At 64.2% G+C, this 17176-nt stretch carries 16 protein-coding genes; 7 read left to right on the top strand and 9 right to left on the bottom strand.

The annotated features are described in order from the left end of the window. Genes mutL through AC0ZZU_RS02860 form a run of 4 tightly spaced genes read right to left on the bottom strand, consistent with a single transcriptional unit; the run spans nucleotide 1 to nucleotide 4648 of the window. The gene (mutL, locus tag AC0ZZU_RS02875) at nucleotides 1-1896 is read right to left on the bottom strand and encodes a DNA mismatch repair endonuclease MutL (RefSeq protein WP_476338904.1); all 1896 of its coding nucleotides are present in this window, start codon (nucleotides 1894-1896) and stop codon (nucleotides 1-3) included. Next, a complete protein-coding gene (locus AC0ZZU_RS02870) occupies nucleotides 1893-3326 on the bottom strand; it encodes an N-acetylmuramoyl-L-alanine amidase (protein WP_476338902.1) in 1434 nt (477 codons plus the stop codon). The genes mutL and AC0ZZU_RS02870 overlap by 4 nt, the downstream gene beginning before the upstream one ends. Beyond that, on the bottom strand, nucleotides 3327-3800 hold the full coding sequence (tsaE, locus tag AC0ZZU_RS02865) for a tRNA (adenosine(37)-N6)-threonylcarbamoyltransferase complex ATPase subunit type 1 TsaE (RefSeq protein ID WP_476338900.1): 474 nt from the start codon (nucleotides 3798-3800) through the stop codon (nucleotides 3327-3329). It abuts the gene before it with no gap. After that, a complete protein-coding gene (locus AC0ZZU_RS02860) occupies nucleotides 3788-4648 on the bottom strand; it encodes an NAD(P)H-hydrate dehydratase (RefSeq protein WP_476338898.1) in 861 nt (286 codons plus the stop codon). The genes tsaE and AC0ZZU_RS02860 overlap by 13 nt, the downstream gene beginning before the upstream one ends. Before the next feature lie 65 nt (nucleotides 4649-4713). Here AC0ZZU_RS02860 and queG point away from each other — a divergent pair, with 65 nt between their 5' ends. Beyond that, on the top strand, nucleotides 4714-5772 hold the full coding sequence (gene queG / locus AC0ZZU_RS02855; RefSeq protein WP_476339121.1) for a tRNA epoxyqueuosine(34) reductase QueG: 1059 nt from the start codon (nucleotides 4714-4716) through the stop codon (nucleotides 5770-5772). A 5-nt stretch (nucleotides 5773-5777) separates the two neighbouring features. Here queG and AC0ZZU_RS02850 read toward each other — a convergent pair whose 3' ends face one another. Further along, entirely contained in the window at nucleotides 5778-6389 is a 612-nt protein-coding gene (locus tag AC0ZZU_RS02850; protein ID WP_476338896.1) for a trimeric intracellular cation channel family protein, read from the bottom strand. Between the two features lie 93 nt (nucleotides 6390-6482). After that, nucleotides 6483-7025: an oligoribonuclease gene (gene orn, locus AC0ZZU_RS02845; protein WP_476338894.1), complete on the bottom strand. Its 543-nt coding sequence runs from the start codon at nucleotides 7023-7025 to the stop codon at nucleotides 6483-6485. Nucleotides 7026-7109: 84 nt separating this feature from the next. Between orn and rsgA the strand changes: the two genes are divergently transcribed. Then, nucleotides 7110-8141 carry a small ribosomal subunit biogenesis GTPase RsgA gene (gene rsgA / locus AC0ZZU_RS02840; RefSeq protein ID WP_476338892.1) on the top strand — a complete coding sequence of 344 codons (1032 nt, stop codon included), beginning with the start codon at nucleotides 7110-7112 and terminating at the stop codon, nucleotides 8139-8141. Between the two features lie 139 nt (nucleotides 8142-8280). Next, on the top strand, nucleotides 8281-8763 hold the full coding sequence (locus AC0ZZU_RS02835; protein WP_476338891.1) for a molecular chaperone Tir: 483 nt from the start codon (nucleotides 8281-8283) through the stop codon (nucleotides 8761-8763). Between the two features lie 219 nt (nucleotides 8764-8982). Here AC0ZZU_RS02835 and motB read toward each other — a convergent pair whose 3' ends face one another. Together motB and motA are read right to left on the bottom strand one after the other, a co-directional pair. Next, nucleotides 8983-10008 carry a flagellar motor protein MotB gene (gene motB / locus AC0ZZU_RS02830; protein WP_476338889.1) on the bottom strand — a complete coding sequence of 342 codons (1026 nt, stop codon included), beginning with the start codon at nucleotides 10006-10008 and terminating at the stop codon, nucleotides 8983-8985. A gap of 3 nt (nucleotides 10009-10011) precedes the next feature. Further along, nucleotides 10012-10863 carry a flagellar motor stator protein MotA gene (gene motA / locus AC0ZZU_RS02825; RefSeq protein ID WP_476338887.1) on the bottom strand — a complete coding sequence of 284 codons (852 nt, stop codon included), beginning with the start codon at nucleotides 10861-10863 and terminating at the stop codon, nucleotides 10012-10014. A 131-nt stretch (nucleotides 10864-10994) separates the two neighbouring features. Here motA and AC0ZZU_RS02820 point away from each other — a divergent pair, with 131 nt between their 5' ends. From AC0ZZU_RS02820 to asd, 3 genes are read left to right on the top strand one after another with little or no spacing between them, the layout of a single operon-like run. Continuing rightward, nucleotides 10995-12530 carry an HDOD domain-containing protein gene (locus AC0ZZU_RS02820; protein ID WP_476339120.1) on the top strand — a complete coding sequence of 512 codons (1536 nt, stop codon included), beginning with the start codon at nucleotides 10995-10997 and terminating at the stop codon, nucleotides 12528-12530. Nucleotides 12531-12576: 46 nt separating this feature from the next. Then, on the top strand, nucleotides 12577-13386 hold the full coding sequence (locus tag AC0ZZU_RS02815) for a rhodanese-like domain-containing protein (RefSeq protein ID WP_476338885.1): 810 nt from the start codon (nucleotides 12577-12579) through the stop codon (nucleotides 13384-13386). A gap of 13 nt (nucleotides 13387-13399) precedes the next feature. Then, complete coding sequence (gene asd / locus AC0ZZU_RS02810) at nucleotides 13400-14263, top strand: archaetidylserine decarboxylase (RefSeq protein ID WP_476338883.1); 864 nt, start codon at nucleotides 13400-13402, stop codon at nucleotides 14261-14263. A 69-nt stretch (nucleotides 14264-14332) separates the two neighbouring features. On the opposite strand, the gene serB is transcribed toward asd, so the two are convergent. Then, entirely contained in the window at nucleotides 14333-15556 is a 1224-nt protein-coding gene (gene serB, locus AC0ZZU_RS02805) for a phosphoserine phosphatase SerB (RefSeq protein ID WP_476338881.1), read from the bottom strand. 133 nt (nucleotides 15557-15689) lie between these two features. Between serB and AC0ZZU_RS02800 the strand changes: the two genes are divergently transcribed. Beyond that, on the top strand, nucleotides 15690-17174 hold the full coding sequence (locus AC0ZZU_RS02800) for a histidine kinase (protein ID WP_476338879.1): 1485 nt from the start codon (nucleotides 15690-15692) through the stop codon (nucleotides 17172-17174). Nucleotides 17175-17176 lie beyond the last annotated feature (2 nt).

Raw genomic sequence — 17176 nt, 5'->3', positions numbered from 1 at the left:
CTATCGACCGCGCAGGAAAAGTTTGTCCAGGTCGTCCAGGCCCATCTGGGTCCAGGTCGGTCGGCCGTGGTTGCACTGGCCGCTGCGCTCGGTGTTTTCCATGTCGCGCAGCAGGCCGTTCATTTCGGGGATGGCCAGACGCCGATTGGCGCGCACGGCGCCGTGGCAGGCCATGGTGCCAAGAAGCTCGTTCAGATGGGCCTGAATCCGGTCACTGGTGCCATATTCCATCAAGTCGGCGAGTACATCCTGCACCAAACGGTTGGCCTCGGCCTGCTTGAGCAGTGCCGGAATCTGCCGGATGGCCAGGGTTTCCGGCCCCAGGCGCTGCAGCTCGAAGCCCAGCTTCTGGAACCAGGAGGCATGCTCCTCGGCGCAATCGGCCTCGCGCTGGCTCATGGCGAGGGACTCGGGGACCAGCAGCGGCTGACCGCTGAGGCCTTCGCTGGCCATGGCCACCTTGAGCCGCTCGTACATGATGCGTTCGTGAGCCGCGTGCATGTCCACCAGCACCAGGCCGACGGCATTTTCGGCAAGGATATAGATACCCTTGAGCTGGGCCAATGCATAGCCCAGCGGGGGAATGTCACCCTGGCTCTCGGGCAGCGCTGCGGGTGCGGGCGCGGCGGGATCCAGCGGCGCGAAAAACTCGCGGTAGACGTTCTGCGCCTCAGCCACCGGCAGGGCCTGGGCCGGGCGCGGGGTGTACTGGTACTGGTAACCCGCGCCCGCACCGCTGCCCGGCTGATGGGGTGCGGCCTGGGGCTGCTCGAACACCGGCGTGGCCAGGCGCATCTCGCCCTGGGGCCCGAACTCTCCGGCCTGCTGGCCGCCGGGCCGTACGATCTCGGCGGCCGCGGCAGGCGCCGCCAGCTGGTCTTCGGGACGCACATCGGCCAGGGCGCGGTGCAGCGTGCCGTAGAGAAAATCGTGCACCATGCGCCCGTCACGAAAACGCACTTCATGCTTGGTCGGATGCACATTCACGTCGACCCCGGTCGGGTCGAGCTCGAGGAACAGCACGAACGTCGGATGACGTCCGTTGAACAGCACATCGCGGTAAGCCTGGCGCACCGCATGGGCCACCAGCTTGTCGCGTACGGCACGGCCATTCACGAAGAAATACTGGAGGTCGGCCTGGCTGCGCGAAAACGTCGGCAATCCGACCCAGCCCCACAGGCGCAAGCCATTGCGCTCGATCTCGACAGGCAGTGCCTGCTCCAGGAAGCCCGGACCGCAGATGGCGCCAACGCGCCGGGCGCGAGATGTTTCGTCCGCCGCATCGTGCAGGCTGAGAATGCTCTTGCCGTTGTGGCGAAGATGGAACGCGACGTCGAAACGAGCCAGCGCCAGGCGGCGGATCACTTCTTGAAGGTGATCGAACTCGGTCTTTTCGGTCTTGAGAAACTTGCGCCGGGCCGGGGTATTGAAAAACAGGTCCCGCACTTCGACCGAGGTGCCGATCGGATGCGCCGCAGGCTGCACCCGCGGACTCATGTCACGTCCTTCGGTCTCGACCTGCCAGGCCTCGCTGGCGCTCGCGGTGCGCGAGGTCAGGGTCAGGCGGGCGACCGAACTGATCGACGCCAGCGCCTCGCCGCGAAAGCCCAGGCTGAGCACGCCTTCAAGATCTTCGAGTTCGCGGATCTTGCTGGTGGCATGGCGCGCCAAGGCCAATGGCAGGTCGTCGGCGGCGATCCCGCTGCCGTCGTCACGCACCCGCAGCAGCTTGACCCCGCCCTGCTCGACGTCCACATCGATGCGCCGGGCGCCCGAATCCAGGCTGTTCTCCAGTAGCTCCTTGATTACCGAAGCCGGCCGCTCGACCACCTCGCCAGCGGCGATCTGGTTGGCGAGCCGCGGGCTGAGCAGCTCTATTCGCGAACCACCACTCATTGGGAGGCCAGTGCGGTAGTCGGGATATCAAGCTGTTGGCCGACCTTGAGTTCGTCGGTCTTGAGCTGGTTGCTCGAACGCAGGCTCGCCACGCTGACCTGATAGCGCACGGCGAGCATCGCCAGTGTCTCGCCCGGGCGCACGGTGTGCTCGCGCGGGCCCTGGGCGATCTTGCCGCTGTCACGCAGCCAGGCGATGTAAGTACCCGGTGGCGGGTTCTGCTGGAAGAACTGGCGTACGCCGCTGTGAATCGAACGCGCCAGCGCCTGCTGATGGCTGGCGGTGGCCAGCTTGGCAGCCTCGTTGGCGTTGGAGATGAACCCGGTTTCGACCAGGATCGACGGGATGTCCGGCGACTTGAGCACCATGAAGCCTGCCTGCTCCACCCGGCGCTTGTGCAGCGAGGTGATCCGGCCCATGTTGCCGAGCACCTTCTGCCCGACATTGAGGCTCGAACTCAGGGTCGCGGTCATCGACAGGTCGAGCAGCACGCCCGCGAGCATGCGGTCCTTGTCGTCAAGGCTGACATTGCCGGCACCGCCGATCAGGTCGGAACGGTTTTCGCTGTCGGCCAGCCAACGCGCGGTTTCCGAGGTGGCGCCGCGATCTGACAGAGCGAAGACCGAGGCACCGAATGCGGCCCTGGACGGCGCGGCGTCGGCATGAATCGAGATGAAAAGGTCGGCGCCTTTCTTGCGGGCGATCTCGGTGCGTTTGCGCAGCGGAATGAAGTAGTCGCCGGTACGGGTCAGCTCGGCGCGGAAGCCCTTCTCGGTGTTGATCTGGCGCTGCAGCTCCTTGGCGATCTGCAGCACGATGTCTTTTTCATGCTGACCGCGGGAGCCCGAGGCGCCCGGGTCCTCGCCGCCGTGACCCGCATCGATGGCGACGACGATATCGCGCTTGCCGCTGGGCACTGGCGTCAGCTTGATCGCCGGCTGTGCAGGAGTGACCGGCACGGCCGGGGTGGTGGCTGGGGGAGCAGGCGTCGGCGGGGGCGCGGTAGCGGCGATGGCATCGGCCTCCTGGTCATACAGATCGACCACCAGGCGGTTGCCATACTGGGCATTAGGCGCCAGCACGAAGCTTTTGGGCGTCACGGCCTTTTTCAGGTCGATCACCACCCGCAAGTCACTGGGCGTGCGCTGCGCCGAGCGCACGCTGCTGATCGGGGTGTTCGAGGTCGAGACCGTCAGCGGTGCGCCGAGGGTCGCGCCGTTGATGTCGATCACCAGCCGGTCGGGAGCACTCAGCGTGAACACGCTGTGCTGCACAGGGCCCGACAGGTCGAAGACCAGCCGCGTATTGTCCGGAGCACGCCATAAACGCATGCTCTTGACTTGAGTGACGGCCAGAGCGTCAACGGTCACTGCCGTCAATAACAGTCCAACGACAGCGACCAGCGCGCGTATGCGCATACCTATCCCCATTTACAGTTTGAATTCGACGGCCAGAGCGGCACACCAGGCTTCGCCGCGCGAGCCCTGCGGCGACAGGGTCAGCGAGCGTCCGCTCGCCTGGGGGCTTATGGTAATGGTCAGGTCGGGCTTTGGCAAAACGCCTGCCCCATTCTGGGGCCATTCGAACAGGCACAAGGGGTCGCCCTCGAAGTAATCACGTATGCCCATGTATTCCAGCTCCTCGGGATCGACCAGCCGGTAGAGGTCGAAATGGAAGGCGCGGATCTCGCCAATCTCGTAAGGCTCAACCACGGTGAAGGTCGGACTTTTTACCGCGCCGGTATGCCCCAGGCCACGGACCAGGCCGCGGGACAAGGTGGTCTTGCCCGCCCCCAGGTCACCTTCGAGAAAAATCACACCATGGCCCGCAGTGATGCGCGCCAGGCGCGCACCCAACTCGACCATGGCCTGCTCGTCGGCCAGAAACAGGGTTATGCCTGACACGCTGAATGCTCCTCCAACAATTCACGAATAACAGGAATCAGATCACCGGCCGCGAGGCCGCGCCCTTTCACGCCCAACCGTTCACCAGCGCACGCGTGCAGCCATACGCCAAGGCAGGCGGCATCCCAACTTTCCAGCCCTTGCGCGAGCAGCGCCGCCAGCACGCCGGTCAGCACATCGCCCAGCCCTGCCCCGGCCATCGCCGGGTGGCCGCGGCTGCACAGCGCCAGCTGGCCCGCGGGATCAGCCACCAGTGTGCCGGCGCCCTTGAGCACGCACACGCTGGCGTACTTGCGTGCCAGCTTGCGCGCGGCGCCTGGACGATCGGCCTGCACCGCCTCGGTGGACACGCCCAGCAAGCGCGCAGCCTCGCCAGGATGCGGCGTGATCACGCTGCCGCTTGGCAAGGCCAAGGGTGTGCTGGCGAGCAGATTGAGCGCATCGGCGTCCCACACCTGCGGCATCTGCGCGTTGGCTACCGCCGAGAGCAAGCTGCGCCCCCACGAGGCCTGGCCAAGACCGGGGCCGACCACCGCCACCGAAGCGCGTTCCAGCACACTCATCAGCTGGTTGGCCGAACTGACGCCCAAGGCCATGGTTTCGGGCAGTCGGGTCAAGGCCGCGCCAACATGTTCGGGCCGGGTGGCCAACGATACCAGTCCTGCGCCGCAGCGCAGCGCTGCTTCAGCGCTCAGCAGCACGGAGCCGCCGGTGCCAAGATCGCCACCGACCACCAGTACATGGCCGAAATCGCCCTTGTGCGCGCTCGGGCGCCTGGGCGCCAGCTTTGCCAGGGTGAGGCTGCTCAGGGTTTGTGGTGCGTTTGCAGGGTGTTTGGTCTGGGGCATGGGGTCAAAGGCTCCGATGTCTGGCAGAATTATACGCACCTGAGCCCGTAATGCCTTATTTCCCCATGTCCGCCGTCACCCCAGACCTCACCACACTGACCCAATCGATCAAGGATTGGGGCCGAGAACTCGGTTTTGCCCACGTCGGTATCGCCGGTGTGGAGCTTGGCGAGCACGAACAACACCTGCAGCGCTGGCTGGAGGCGGGCTATCACGGCGAAATGGAATACATGGGAGCCCACGGCAGCAAGCGCTCGCACCCCGACGAACTGGTCCCGGGCACCTTGCGCGTGGTCTCCCTGCGCATGGACTACCTGCCGGGCGACACCCAGATGGCCCAGCGCCTGGCGCAGCCGGAGAAGGCCTATGTTTCGCGCTATGCCCTGGGCCGCGACTATCACAAGCTGATCCGCAAGCGTGTGCAGCATCTGGCCGATCGTATCCAGCAGGCCATCGGCCCGTTCGGCTTCCGCGCTTTCGTCGACAGCGCCCCGGTGCTGGAAAAAGCCATTGCCCAGGAAGCCGGCCTGGGCTGGATCGGCAAGAACACCCTGCTGCTCAACCGTAAGGCCGGCAGCTATTTTTTCCTGGCCGAGCTGTTCGTCGACCTGCCGCTGCCGGTGGATCCGGCCCAGGCCAGCGAGCATTGCGGGCGCTGCCAGGCGTGCCTGGACATCTGCCCCACCGGAGCTTTCGTCGGGCCGTATGTGCTGGACGCCCGGCGCTGCATCTCGTACCTGACCATCGAACTCAAGAGCGCCATTCCGGTGGAGCTGCGTCCACTGATCGGAAATCGTGTCTTCGGGTGCGATGACTGCCAGATCGTCTGCCCCTGGAACCGCTTTGCCCGCCCGACCGGCGAAGGCGACTTCAAGCCTCGTCACAACCTCGATAACGCAGACCTGGCGCAATTGTTCCTGTGGGACGAGTCGACCTTCCTTTCCAACACCGAAGGCTCGCCGCTACGGCGCGCAGGGTATGAGCGCTGGCTGCGCAACCTGGCGGTGGGGCTGGGGAATGCGCCATCTACCATCCCGGTAATCGAGGCATTGAAGGCGCGCCAGGATCATCCTTCGGAGCTGGTGCGCGAGCACGTCGAATGGGCGCTGGAGCGTCACCGCTGAGTCAGTCACTGTTGGTCGTTGTAGTGAAACTTCGGCATTTCCCAGTGAAACCGGATCGCCAGCAACCGCACCAGGAAACCACCAAACAAGGTCAGCAGCATGGCCTGCCCGGCCGGCACTTCGAAATGCACGCAGCCCAGATAGAACCAGGCAGCGGCAAACGAAACGCTGGCGTATAGCTCCCGCCGGAATACCAAGGGAATATCGTTGCAGAAGATATCCCGCAGGATCCCGCCGAACACCCCGGTGATCACCCCACTGATGGATGCCACCAGCAAACCCTGCCCCATCTCCAGCGCCGTCATGCACCCAATCAGGGTAAACGCCACCAGTCCCAGCGCATCGAGCACCAGAAACAGCGAGCGCAGGCGGCGCATCAAGGGCGCGATGAAGATGGTCATCAGCGCGGCGAAGCTGGTGAGCACCAGGTATTCCGGATGCTTGACCCACGTCAACGGGTAGTGCCCGAGCAGCACGTCACGCACGGAGCCGCCCCCCAGGGCGGTGACGCAGGCGATCAGCACCACGCCGAACCAGTCCATGCCGCGACGCCCGGCAGACAGCGCGCCGGTCATGGCTTCGGCGGTGATCGCAATGAGGTAGAGCATCAGCAACATGGTGCGGGTCCGTGCAGGAAAGGCGCGCAGTCTACTCAGTTGCTCTACGCACCAAAAGGGGGCTGCGCAGCCTTCATGCTACCTGTTGCACGCTCAGACCTTGATGAAGTGCTCGCGGTAGTGACGCAGCTCGGCGATGGACTCGCGGATATCGTCCAATGCCAGATGGGTGCCGCCCTTGACGAAGCTGTCACGCACATGCGGCGCCCAGCGCGCGGCCAGTTCCTTGACGGTGGAGACATCCAGGTTGCGGTAATGGAAGTAGCTTTCCAGAGTCTTCATGTGCCGATAGAGAAAACGGCGGTCCTGGCAGATGCTGTTGCCGCAGATCGGCGACTTGCCCTTCGGAACCCATTGTTCGAGGAACCTGACCGTCTCGGCCTCGGCCTCGGCCATGCTGAGCCGGCTCTCCCGCACTCGCTGGGTCAGCCCGGAGCCGCCATGGGTGCGGGTGTTCCACTCGTCCATGCGCGCCAGCACTTCGTCGCTGTGGTGGATGGCGATCACCGGGCCTTCGGCCAGGGTGTTGAGCTCGCTGTCGGTGACGATGGTGGCCATCTCGATGATCACATCGGTGTCGGGATCCAGGCCGGTCATTTCCAGGTCGATCCAGATCAGGTTCTGTGGATTCTGCATGTGAAGCTCCTCGATTAGGCCGACATATTAGCGTAGTGCTAAACTGCTCGCCGTTTTCAATCGTCCCGCAACCTCGGAACCTTCATGGCCAAACGCCAGCTCAATCGACGCCAGAACTGGCGCATCGAAAAAATCCAGAACGAACGCGCCGCTCGCGCCGCCAAACGCGAACAGCATGCACTGCATGAACTCGAAGGCGGCGACCTGGGCCCAGAGCAACTGGGGCTGGTGATCGCGCACTTTGGCGTGCAGGTCGAGGTCGAGGCACAGGACGGCGATGTTGCTGGCCAGGTGTTCCGCTGCCACCTGCGCGCCAACCTGCCGGCGCTGGTGACAGGCGATCGCGTGGTATGGCGCGCGGGTAACCAGGGCATTGGCGTGATCGTCGCGCAGATGCCGCGCAACACCGAGCTGTGCCGGCCCAACAACCACGGCCAGCTCAAGCCGGTGGCGGCCAACGTCGACCTGATCGTGATCGTCTTCGCCCCGGCGCCCGAACCCCAGGCCAACCTGATCGACCGCTACCTGGTGGCCGCGGAGCACGCTGGCATCCACCCATTGCTGCTGCTCAACAAGGCAGACTTGATCGACGAGCAGAACGCCCCGGCCCTCAATGCGCTGCTGGCGGTGTATCGGCAGCTGGGCTACCCCCTGCTCGAGGTGTCCGCGCATCAGGGCGACGGCATGCAGCGACTGCAGGAGATGCTCGACGGGCACATCAGCGTGTTCGTCGGTCAGTCCGGGGTGGGCAAGTCGTCGCTGGTCAACAGCCTGTTGCCCGATGCCCAGAGCCGCGTCGGTGATCTGTCCGAATGGTCGGGCCAGGGCACCCACACCACCACGACCGCCCGCCTCTATCACTTCCCGGGTGGCGGCGAGTTGATCGACTCCCCAGGTATCCGTGAGTTCGGCCTAGGTCATGTCAGCCGTCACGACGTGGAGGCTGGCTTCATCGAGTTTCGGGACCTGCTCGGCACCTGCCGCTTCCGTGACTGCAAGCATGACCGCGAACCCGGTTGCGCCCTGCTGCTGGCGCTCGAAGATGGGCGGGTTCAGCAACAACGCATGAACAGCTACCGCTCGATCATCGCCAGCTTGCCGGAAGACAGTTACTGAGGCGCCGCTGGCTGCACTTGTAGGAAGAGTTACCCCAAGCTGTAGGAAATTTCTATTTTCGCTGTCATCCCTTGCTGCCCCCTCCCTTTTCGCCAATGGTCATGTAACCAGACGCGTCTCAACAGGGAGGGTTGCACCGATGCCAGTGTTCATCAGTTATCGCCACAGCGAACGCCTGGATGCATTCATCATCAATGAACGCCTGCTGCTGGAAGGAATCGCCACGCACCTGGAACTGTTCGACGCCAGCGCCGAGCACAATCCGGATGACACCTGCACCAGCCTGTGCCACCACCTGATGGATGCCACGCACTTGATCGCCGTAGTCTCGCCCGTCACCGCGGCAGACTGGTGGCTGCCCTGGCAGCTGGGCGCGGCCACGGCCTTGCATCGGCGTATCACGCTGTACCAGAGCGGCTCGGGTTGCCTGCCGTGCTACCAGAAGAAGTGGCCGCGCATGCATGACCGCGAGCACATCGAGCTGTTCGTGCGCGCCTATCACGATGAAGGGACGTTCTGCCGCGCCATGGTGGCCGGGCAGCGCAATGCGCCGGTGATCAATCGATCCAATGCCGACTTTTTCCACGCCGACCTGAGGTCGAAGATCCGCCGCGGTTTCTAGCGCCGGCCGCGGGGGGGTATCGCGGGTCGTGCGGTTGAGGCTTTGTGGCGGCCATGAGATCGAGCGCCGCCCGCGCGAAGCGTGCGCTTGGCGCCGCGCAAAACGAGCGCCGCCCGCGCGGCGCATCGCGACACAAGGCCGCTCTTACATTTGTTGCAACGTGCCATGGCCTGTGGGATTTGGGTTGGGAGCCTGGGGCATGGCGAAACAACGCGTTGCTTACTCTTTTGGTTCGTCCATCTTCAACACACCGTCCTCGAAGATGTTCAGCTTCTGCCGCAGCTCGCGAGGCTGCAGGGGGGCCGCATCCTGGGCCACCCTGGGCGTCCCTGGCGACGGCGCGGCAGAACTGCCCGGGTTCTCGGTCGAGGGCGGGGCTGGTGCGTCAGGCGTGTTCTGCTCGCCTTCGATCGACCGCTGGGCCTTCTTGGTCAGCACGATGATGTCGATGCGCCGGTTGACCGGGTTGAACGGGTCCTTGCGGTCAAACAGCGAAGACGATGCGTAACCCACCACCCGCGCCACTTGATCTTCGGGATAGCCACCAGCGACCAAGGCACGCCGCGCGGCGTTGGCGCGGCTGGCCGACAGCTCCCAGTTGCCGAAGCCACCACTGCCGGCAAAGGGCTTGGCATCGGTGTGGCCGCTGACGCTGATCTTGTTCGGTACCGCCTTGATGGTGTCGGCCATGGCCAGCAGGATGTCCTCGAAGTACGGCTGCAGCCGCGCGCTGCCCAGGTCGAACATCGGCCGGTTCTCGGCATCCATGATCTGGATACGCAAGCCATCCTGGGTAATCTCGAACAGGATCTGATCCTTGAATTTCTGCAGCTCGGGATTTTCCTCGACCTTGTTCTGCAACTCCTGCAGCAGCAATTCGAGCCGCTCGTGCTCGACCTGTTCAGCCATGCTCTCGACATTTTCCTTGTCGATCTGAATGCTGGTCTCAGGCGTCGGCTCGGACTTCACTTCGGGGTTGATGGTCTTGTCCGGGGCAAGCTCGGGCGAGCCGCCCAGGTCGATGACGTAGGGCGTGCCGCTCTCTGAAAAGCCGATCGGGTCCTTGAAGTAGCCCGCGATGGATATCTTCTGCTCGGGCGTCGCGGTGGACATCAACCACAGCACCAGGAAGAAGGCCATCATCGCCGTGGCGAAGTCGGCGAAGGCGATCTTCCAGGCGCCCCCGTGGTGCCCGGCAGCGAAGCGCTTGACGCGCTTGATGATAATCGGCTGATTGTTTTCCATGACTCAGCGACCGCGAACTGCTTGTTCCAGCTCGGAGAAGCTCGGGCGATGCTTGGGATACAGTACCTTGCGCCCGAATTCCACGGCCAGCGACGGCGGCATGCCCGAGGCAGATGCCACGAGCGAGGCCTTGATGGCTTCGTAGAGGTTGACCTCTTCCTTGGCATCGTGGGCCAGGCAGTTGGCCAACGGACCGAAGAAACCGTACGCCGCCAGAATACCGAAGAAGGTACCGACCAGCGCCGCACCCACGTGCATGCCGATCGCCGCCTGGTCGCCCTCGCCCAGCGAGGCCATCGTCACCACGATACCCAGTACTGCGGCCACGATCCCGAAGCCAGGCATGCCGTCGGCGATGCCGGTTACTGCGTGGGAAGGATGCTCGAGCTCCTCCTTCATGCTCATCAGCTCCATGTCGAACAGGCCTTCGAGCTCATGAGGGGCCATGTTGCCGGTGGACATGATGCGCAGGTAATCGCAGATGTACGCGGTCATGCGCTCATCGCCGAGCACAGCCGGGTATTTGGCGAAGATCGGACTGGCCGAGGCGTCTTCGATATCAGCCTCGATCGCCATCATGCCTTCGCGGCGGCTCTTGTTGAGGATCTCGTAGACCAGGCCCAGTACCTCAAGATAGAAGGCGTGGCTGAAGCGAGAGCCGAACATCTTCATCGACTTCTTGACCACATGCATGGTCATGTAGCCAGGGTTGGCCTGGAGGAACGCACCGAATGCCGCGCCACCGATGATCAGGACCTCGAAAGGCTGGATCAGCGCCGCAATCTTGCCGTGAGATAGGACGTATCCGCCGAGGACGCTCGCGAATACGACGATGATGCCGATAATTTTAGCCATAGATTCAAAGCACTTGCAGTCGTGGTCAGGGTCGGGGGCGGGAGCTTGTAAAACTCTTCTTCTACTTATCGGCAGAACTGCGCCAGACTAAAGCCCGTCAAAACGAAAAGCCAGTCAGAGCTGATGTCATGATGCCAGTTGTCCCCGGTGCACAAGGTCAGATCCCTCCAACGCTGGAAGCGTGGGTAAGCTTGCTCGATGGCGTGCGCCTCCCTGTCCCCAAGGCCAGCCATGAACGCGTGCAGGCCGCCATCAATGACAGCCGCCGATCCATGCGCGACATCGCCGAGCTGATGCAGGGCAGTCCCGCGCTGGTACTCAGCGTCATGCGCGAGGCCAATCACCCGGTCAATGCCAGTCTTGCGGAACCGGCCGAGAGCCTCGAGATCGCACTCAACCGGCTGGGCATGGTGCGTACCGGCAGCCTGCTGGCTCGCCTGCCCGCCGTACTGGTGGAGGATATTCCTCCGGTGCTGAGGCAGTTCCAGCTGATCAGCCAGCACGCCAGCCAGCAGGCCAGTGGCCTGTTCGCCAGCCGCCTGGCGCGGCTGTGGCAGGAAATCCACTGGGGCAGCCTGCTGTTTCTCTCGCCCTTGTGGCCGCTGGCAGTGACCCACCCCACCTTGCTGGACGCCTGGGAGCTGCGGGTCATACACAAGGCAGAGGACGCCAGCACCGTGGAGATTGAGCTGTTCGGCGTGCGCATCATGCAGTTGTGCCAGGCCGTGGCCGAGCACTGGCGGCTCCCGGAATGGGTCACCCAAGGCTATCGTCTGCTTCAGGACGAGCGGGACCAGTTGGCCAAGGTGCTGAACATCGCCCGCGAGCAGGACGCACTCCTGCAACAGCAGCGCCTCGACGACGAACCAGGCCTGCGCCGCTGGTTCAACCAGCCGGCCAATACCGTGCTGCTGGCCAACGGCCTGGCCCTGGCCGCCCAGGTCGGCTGGGTCAACCCGCATCTTCTACGCTGGCAGCTGCTTTCCAGCCTGTATCTTCAGACTTCGCTCGACGATGTGCAGCAGCAGGTTCACCAGCAGGCGGCCGCCAGTGCGCGCCAACATGCCAGCATGGCCCTGTTCCATCCGGCCGAGGCATTGATATGGCCATGGAGCCAGCGCCGTCCGCACCCCGGCATGATCACCGCTCCACCACCCTCGGCCCACGACCTGGACGCGTGGCGCAAGCTGTGCGGCGAGCTGCTGGTCCAGCCAAGCCCGTTCAGCAACGCCATCCACCTCAGTACCCAGGCCCGCGAAGCCTTGCTCGCCTGCGGCATGCAGCGCTTGATGCTGCTCATGCTCGACCGCGCCAACAACTGCCTGCGCGTACAGCAGACCGCGGGCCTGCCCAAGGAAGCCCTGCGCCTGAATCTGCCGATCGAACAGAGCAAACTGCTGCAACGGCTCATGAGCCAGCCCGCGCAGTTGCGTCTTACCCCTGACAATCACGTCCAGTTCTCGGCACTGATGCCTGAGCCGCTGCGCGCGCTGCTCGACAGTCAGCACCTGCTGTTGCGTTCGCTGGCAGTCAATGGCCAGGTATTGATGCTGGTACTCGCCGACCAGGACGGCAGGCCGCTGTCCGATATCAGCGTGCAGGCCTTTGGCAAGACGGTGCAATGTATCGAGCGCGCCCTCGCCGCTTTCGGCAATCGCAACGCCTGACCCATGCGCTACAATCGCCCCCTCTGTTCCACCCTGGAGACTGTGGATGACTGACTTTTCTGGTTTGCCCCTGGTGATCGAGCCGGCCGACCTGGTGCCGCGCCTGGATTCGCCACAGCTGATCGTGGTCGACCTGACCAGCGCCAATCGCTATGGCAGCGGCCATGTGCCGGGTGCCCGATTCGTCGACCCCAAACGTACCCAGCTGGGCCAACCACCTGCACCGGGGCTGATGCCAGGCCGTACCGATCTCGAAAAGCTGTTCGGCGAGCTTGGTCATCGCAGCGATGCGGTCTATGTGGTCTACGACGACGAGGGCGGCGGCTGGGCCGGGCGCTTCATCTGGCTGCTCGACGTGATCGGCCACTCCAGGTACCACTATCTCAACGGCGGAATCCAGGCGTGGCCGGCAGACCAGCTGTCCACCGAGACGCCCGCCAGTGCGGGAAGTCCGGTGAGTCTCCAGCTGCATGACGAGCCCACCGCCACCCGCGAATACCTGCAAAGCCGCCTGGGCGCCGCCGACCTGGCCATCTGGGACGCGCGCAGCCCGGGCGAATACCGGGGCGAGAAAGTCCTGGCCGCCAAGGGCGGGCACATCCCCGGCGCGGTCAACTTCGAGTGGACCGCTGGCATGGACCTGAACGATAACCTGCGCATCCGCCAGGACATGCCCGAAATCCTCGCCCAACTGGGCATCACCAGGGACAAGGAAGTGGTCACCCACTGCCAGACCCACCACCGCTCCGGCTTTACCTACCTGGTGGCCAAGGCCCTGGGCTATCCAAGGGTCAAGGCTTACGCCGGCTCCTGGGGCGAATGGGGCAACCACCCGGACACGCCTGTAGAGGTTTAAGGAAAACTACTCAATGAAATCCCGCCTTTTCATCATCAGCCAGTACCTGCTGCCGCACCACCTGTTGTCCCGACTGGCCGGCTGCATCGCCGAATGCCGCGTGCGCTGGTTCAAGAACGCCTTCACCGCCTGGTTCGCCAAGCGCTACCAGGTCGACATGTCCCAGGCCGTGGTCGAAGACCTGACTGCCTATGAGCACTTCAACGCCTTCTTCACCCGCGCCCTGAAACCAGGTGCCCGCCCTCTGGATGAAACGCCGGGCGCCATCCTCTGCCCGGCCGACGGCGCGGTCAGCCAGCTCGGCCCGATCGAGCATGGCCGCATCTTCCAGGCCAAGGGCCACAGTTTCAGCGCCCTCGAGCTGCTGGGTGGCGATCCGGCCAACGCCGCGCCGTTCATGGGCGGCGAGTTCGCCACTGTCTACCTTTCGCCCAAGGACTACCATCGCGTGCACATGCCGCTGGCCGGCACCCTGCGCGAGATGATCTACGTCCCCGGCCGGCTGTTCTCGGTCAACCAGACCACCGCTGAAAACGTGCCGGAGCTGTTCGCGCGCAACGAGCGGGTGGTCTGTCTGTTCGACACCGAGCGCGGCCCGATGGCCGTGGTGCTGGTTGGCGCGATGATCGTGGCCTCGGTCGAGACCGTGTGGGCAGGCCTGGTGACGCCGCCCAAGCGCGAACTCAAGACGTTCCGCTATGACGAAGCCAGCCGCGCGCCGATCCACCTGGAAAAGGGCGCCGAGCTGGGCCGTTTCAAGCTGGGTTCGACCGCCGTGGTGCTGTTCGGGCCAGAGCAGGTCAAATGGGCCGAAAACCTGGGCGCAGGGTCGGCCGTGAGCATGGGACAGAAGTTGGCGCTGCCTGCGCAGGCTTGATCCACATGCCATGAAAAAGGCCCTGCATGATGTGATCATGCAGGGCCTTTTTCATGCCTCGCCGCGCGGCTACTGGGCCTGGCCGCGGCCGTCGCGGTCGCGCATGCCCAGCAGGTACAGCACGCCATCCAGGCCAAGTGTGGAGATCGCCTGCCTGGCCGACTGTTTCACCAGCGGCTTGGCCCTGAATGCTACACCCAGACCGGCCAGCGCCAGCATCGGCAGGTCGTTGGCGCCGTCACCCACGGCAATGGTCTGCTCAAGCTGCAAGCCTTCCTTGTGCGCCAGTTCCTTGAGCAGGTCGGCCTTGCGCTGGGCATCGACAATCGGCTCGACCGCGACCCCGGTGACCTTGCCGTCCACCACTTCAAGCTCGTTGGCGAACACATAGTCGATGCCCAGGCGCGCCTGCACCTGCTTGGCGAAATAGGTGAAGCCGCCCGAGAGGATGGCGGTCTTGTAGCCCATGCGCTTGAGTTCGGCAAACAGGTTCTCGGCGCCTTCGGTCAGGCGCAGCGAAGCACCGATCTCGTCCAGTACGCCGACATCCAGACCCTTGAGCAGCGCCATGCGCTCCTTGAAGCTGGCGCGAAAATCCAGCTCCCCGCGCATGGCCCGCTCCGTGATGGCCGAGACCTGCTCGCCCACGCCTGCCGCCTTGGCCAGCTCATCGATGACTTCGGCTTCGATCAGCGTCGAGTCCATGTCGAACACGGCCAGGCGGCGATTGCGGCGGAACAGGTTGTCTTGCTGGAAGGCAACGTCGACGTCCAGCGCCTGCGCCATGGCAAAGAAGTCGGCACGCATGGCCTCTGCATCGCTCGGCTCGCCGCGCACGGAGATCTCCAGGCAGGCTTTGCCCTTGCCGGTCGAGGCGTCCAGCGCAACCCGCGACGAGAGCCGCTCGATACGCTCGATGGTCAGGCTGTACCGGGAAATGACTTCGCTGACTTGCTGCAACTGCGCAGGGGTGATCTTGCGGCTGAGCAGCGTCACGATGTGGCGAGGCTCACCCTGGCTGTCGATCCAGTGCTGGTAATCGGCCTCGGTGACTGGCGTGTAGCGCGCCTGCAGATGCAACTGATGCGCTTTGCTCTGTACGCTTTGCAGCAGGGTCGAGGCGGCTTCGTTGTCCGCAATGTCGACCAGGATGCCGAACGACAGCGTGCCGTGCATCACCGCCAGACCGATGTCGAGTATGTTCACACCGCCCTGGAGCAGGACGCCGGTGATGGCTGCGGTTAGACCTGGACGGTCTTCACCGGTGATGTTGATCAGGACGATTTCGCGCAAGACGGGCTCCGGCTCGATGAAAAAAGCGCATTCTACCGACTTTCGATGATCATCGGGCGCAGTCGATGCTTTGCCGACCCCGGAGTGCTCGCTATACTGCGCAGCACTTTTCCGCCATAAAGAGCCGCGCTCTGTGATCCGGCCCACGCCCGTCAAGACTGACAACTTCTTCATCATGATCTACCGTGCCCTGAGTCAGCGCCGCATTTCGCTGGCCCTGCGGATCGCCAGCTACAACATCTTCCTGGTGGCCCTGGCACTGGTGATCTACGCCTGCGTCATGGGTTTGCAGTTCAAGCAGGCCATGCACGACCAGGCCGATGCGCTTGGCCAGAGCCTGACCACCCAGACCGCGACCTCGGCGACCGAGCTATTGGTGTCCAACGACATCCTCAGCCTCAATGTGCTGCTGGGCAACCTGGTGAAAAACCCGCTGGTGGCCCACGCGGCGATCTACAGCGTCGACAACCGGATCCTTGCCGAAGCTGGCCAGCGCCCGAAAAACGGGTTGCTGGGCGAGGCCGAGGGTCTCTACCAGACCAAGATCACCTTCCAGGACGTCACCGCCGGGCAATTGCGCATCAGCCTGGACATGACCCAGTTCCAGCAGCCGCTGACCATCAGCCTGCAGAGCATGGGCATCCTGGCGGCAATCCTCCTGGCGCTGGCCCTGGCCTTGAGCCTGCGCCTGGGGCGGTACATCTCCACACCGCTGCTGCAACTGCGAGTGTGGCTGCGCGATCCGCATCACTACACGCCGGCGACCGACCGCCAGGACGAGATTGGCGACCTGGCCCGCCAGCTGCACGCGCGCCTGGCGCCCGAGCCGCCGCCTGAGCCAGAGCCCGAAGAGTACGTTGAGGAAGAAGACGAAGCCTTCGACGTCCATGACCTGCACGACGCCGAGTTCATCGAGCCGCCTGCGGCCAAGCGCCCGGCCAGGCTCGAAGGCACGGCAGGCGAAGACGAAGACGACGAGGCCTTCGCCGGCCTGATGGACGAAGAAGATGCTCCGGCCAAGCCGAGTGCTCCCGCCAGCACAGAACCCCAGACCACCGCAGTGCTTGCCGTGCAGCTTGGTTCGCAAGAACAGCTGCGCCGCCTGCCGCGGGCGCGCCTGACCGAATTGCTTGAGCGCTATCGGGACTGCCTTGATCAGGCTGCCTCTCTGTATGAAGGGCAGATGTATACGCTCAATGACGGCAGTACGTTGCTGCTGTTCCACAGCGGTGACAGTGGCGAGGACTACCTCACCAACGCAATCTGCTGCGGCGAACTGCTGCGTGCCTTGGGCCACGCCCTGCAGGTCGAAGTGGCTGACAGTGGTATAACGCTGCAGCTGCAACTTGGGCTGGCCCTGGGGGATGGCCTCCACGGCCTGAGCCAGGTCGATCTGCTGCTGACCGACAAGGCACAGGATGCCCTGGCGCTGTCCCAGCACAGCCGTAACCTGCTGCTGGTCGAGCGCAAGATCAGCGACGACAGCCTGATTCGCCAGCGTGCGCGCATCCGCCCGATCGCAAGTCCTGAAGGCGCCAGTTGCGTGGAACGGTTGCTCGAGCCGTACCCGTCGATGCTGGAGCGCCAGCTGGCACGGATGGCTGAACGCCAGGCCTGACT

This window comes from Pseudomonas sp. JE3303 (assembly GCF_056312565.1).
Note: the sequence above shows the minus strand (reverse complement) of the source record. Positions and strands in the feature narration are given on the sequence as shown.

Coding starts and splice junctions, on each gene's coding strand:
- motB (WP_476338889.1), bottom strand. CDS start 10,008: ATGGAAAACAATCAGCCGATTATCATCAAGCGCGTCAAGCGCTTCGCT.
- AC0ZZU_RS02860 (WP_476338898.1), bottom strand. CDS start 4,648: ATGCCCCAGACCAAACACCCTGCAAACGCACCACAAACCCTGAGCAGC.
- AC0ZZU_RS02815 (WP_476338885.1), top strand. CDS start 12,577: ATGACTGACTTTTCTGGTTTGCCCCTGGTGATCGAGCCGGCCGACCTG.
- queG (WP_476339121.1), top strand. CDS start 4,714: ATGTCCGCCGTCACCCCAGACCTCACCACACTGACCCAATCGATCAAG.
- AC0ZZU_RS02820 (WP_476339120.1), top strand. CDS start 10,995: ATGCCAGTTGTCCCCGGTGCACAAGGTCAGATCCCTCCAACGCTGGAA.
- rsgA (WP_476338892.1), top strand. CDS start 7,110: ATGGCCAAACGCCAGCTCAATCGACGCCAGAACTGGCGCATCGAAAAA.
- AC0ZZU_RS02850 (WP_476338896.1), bottom strand. CDS start 6,389: ATGTTGCTGATGCTCTACCTCATTGCGATCACCGCCGAAGCCATGACC.
- mutL (WP_476338904.1), bottom strand. CDS start 1,896: ATGAGTGGTGGTTCGCGAATAGAGCTGCTCAGCCCGCGGCTCGCCAAC.
- motA (WP_476338887.1), bottom strand. CDS start 10,863: ATGGCTAAAATTATCGGCATCATCGTCGTATTCGCGAGCGTCCTCGGC.
- AC0ZZU_RS02870 (WP_476338902.1), bottom strand. CDS start 3,326: ATGGGGATAGGTATGCGCATACGCGCGCTGGTCGCTGTCGTTGGACTG.
- asd (WP_476338883.1), top strand. CDS start 13,400: ATGAAATCCCGCCTTTTCATCATCAGCCAGTACCTGCTGCCGCACCAC.
- AC0ZZU_RS02835 (WP_476338891.1), top strand. CDS start 8,281: ATGCCAGTGTTCATCAGTTATCGCCACAGCGAACGCCTGGATGCATTC.
- orn (WP_476338894.1), bottom strand. CDS start 7,025: ATGCAGAATCCACAGAACCTGATCTGGATCGACCTGGAAATGACCGGC.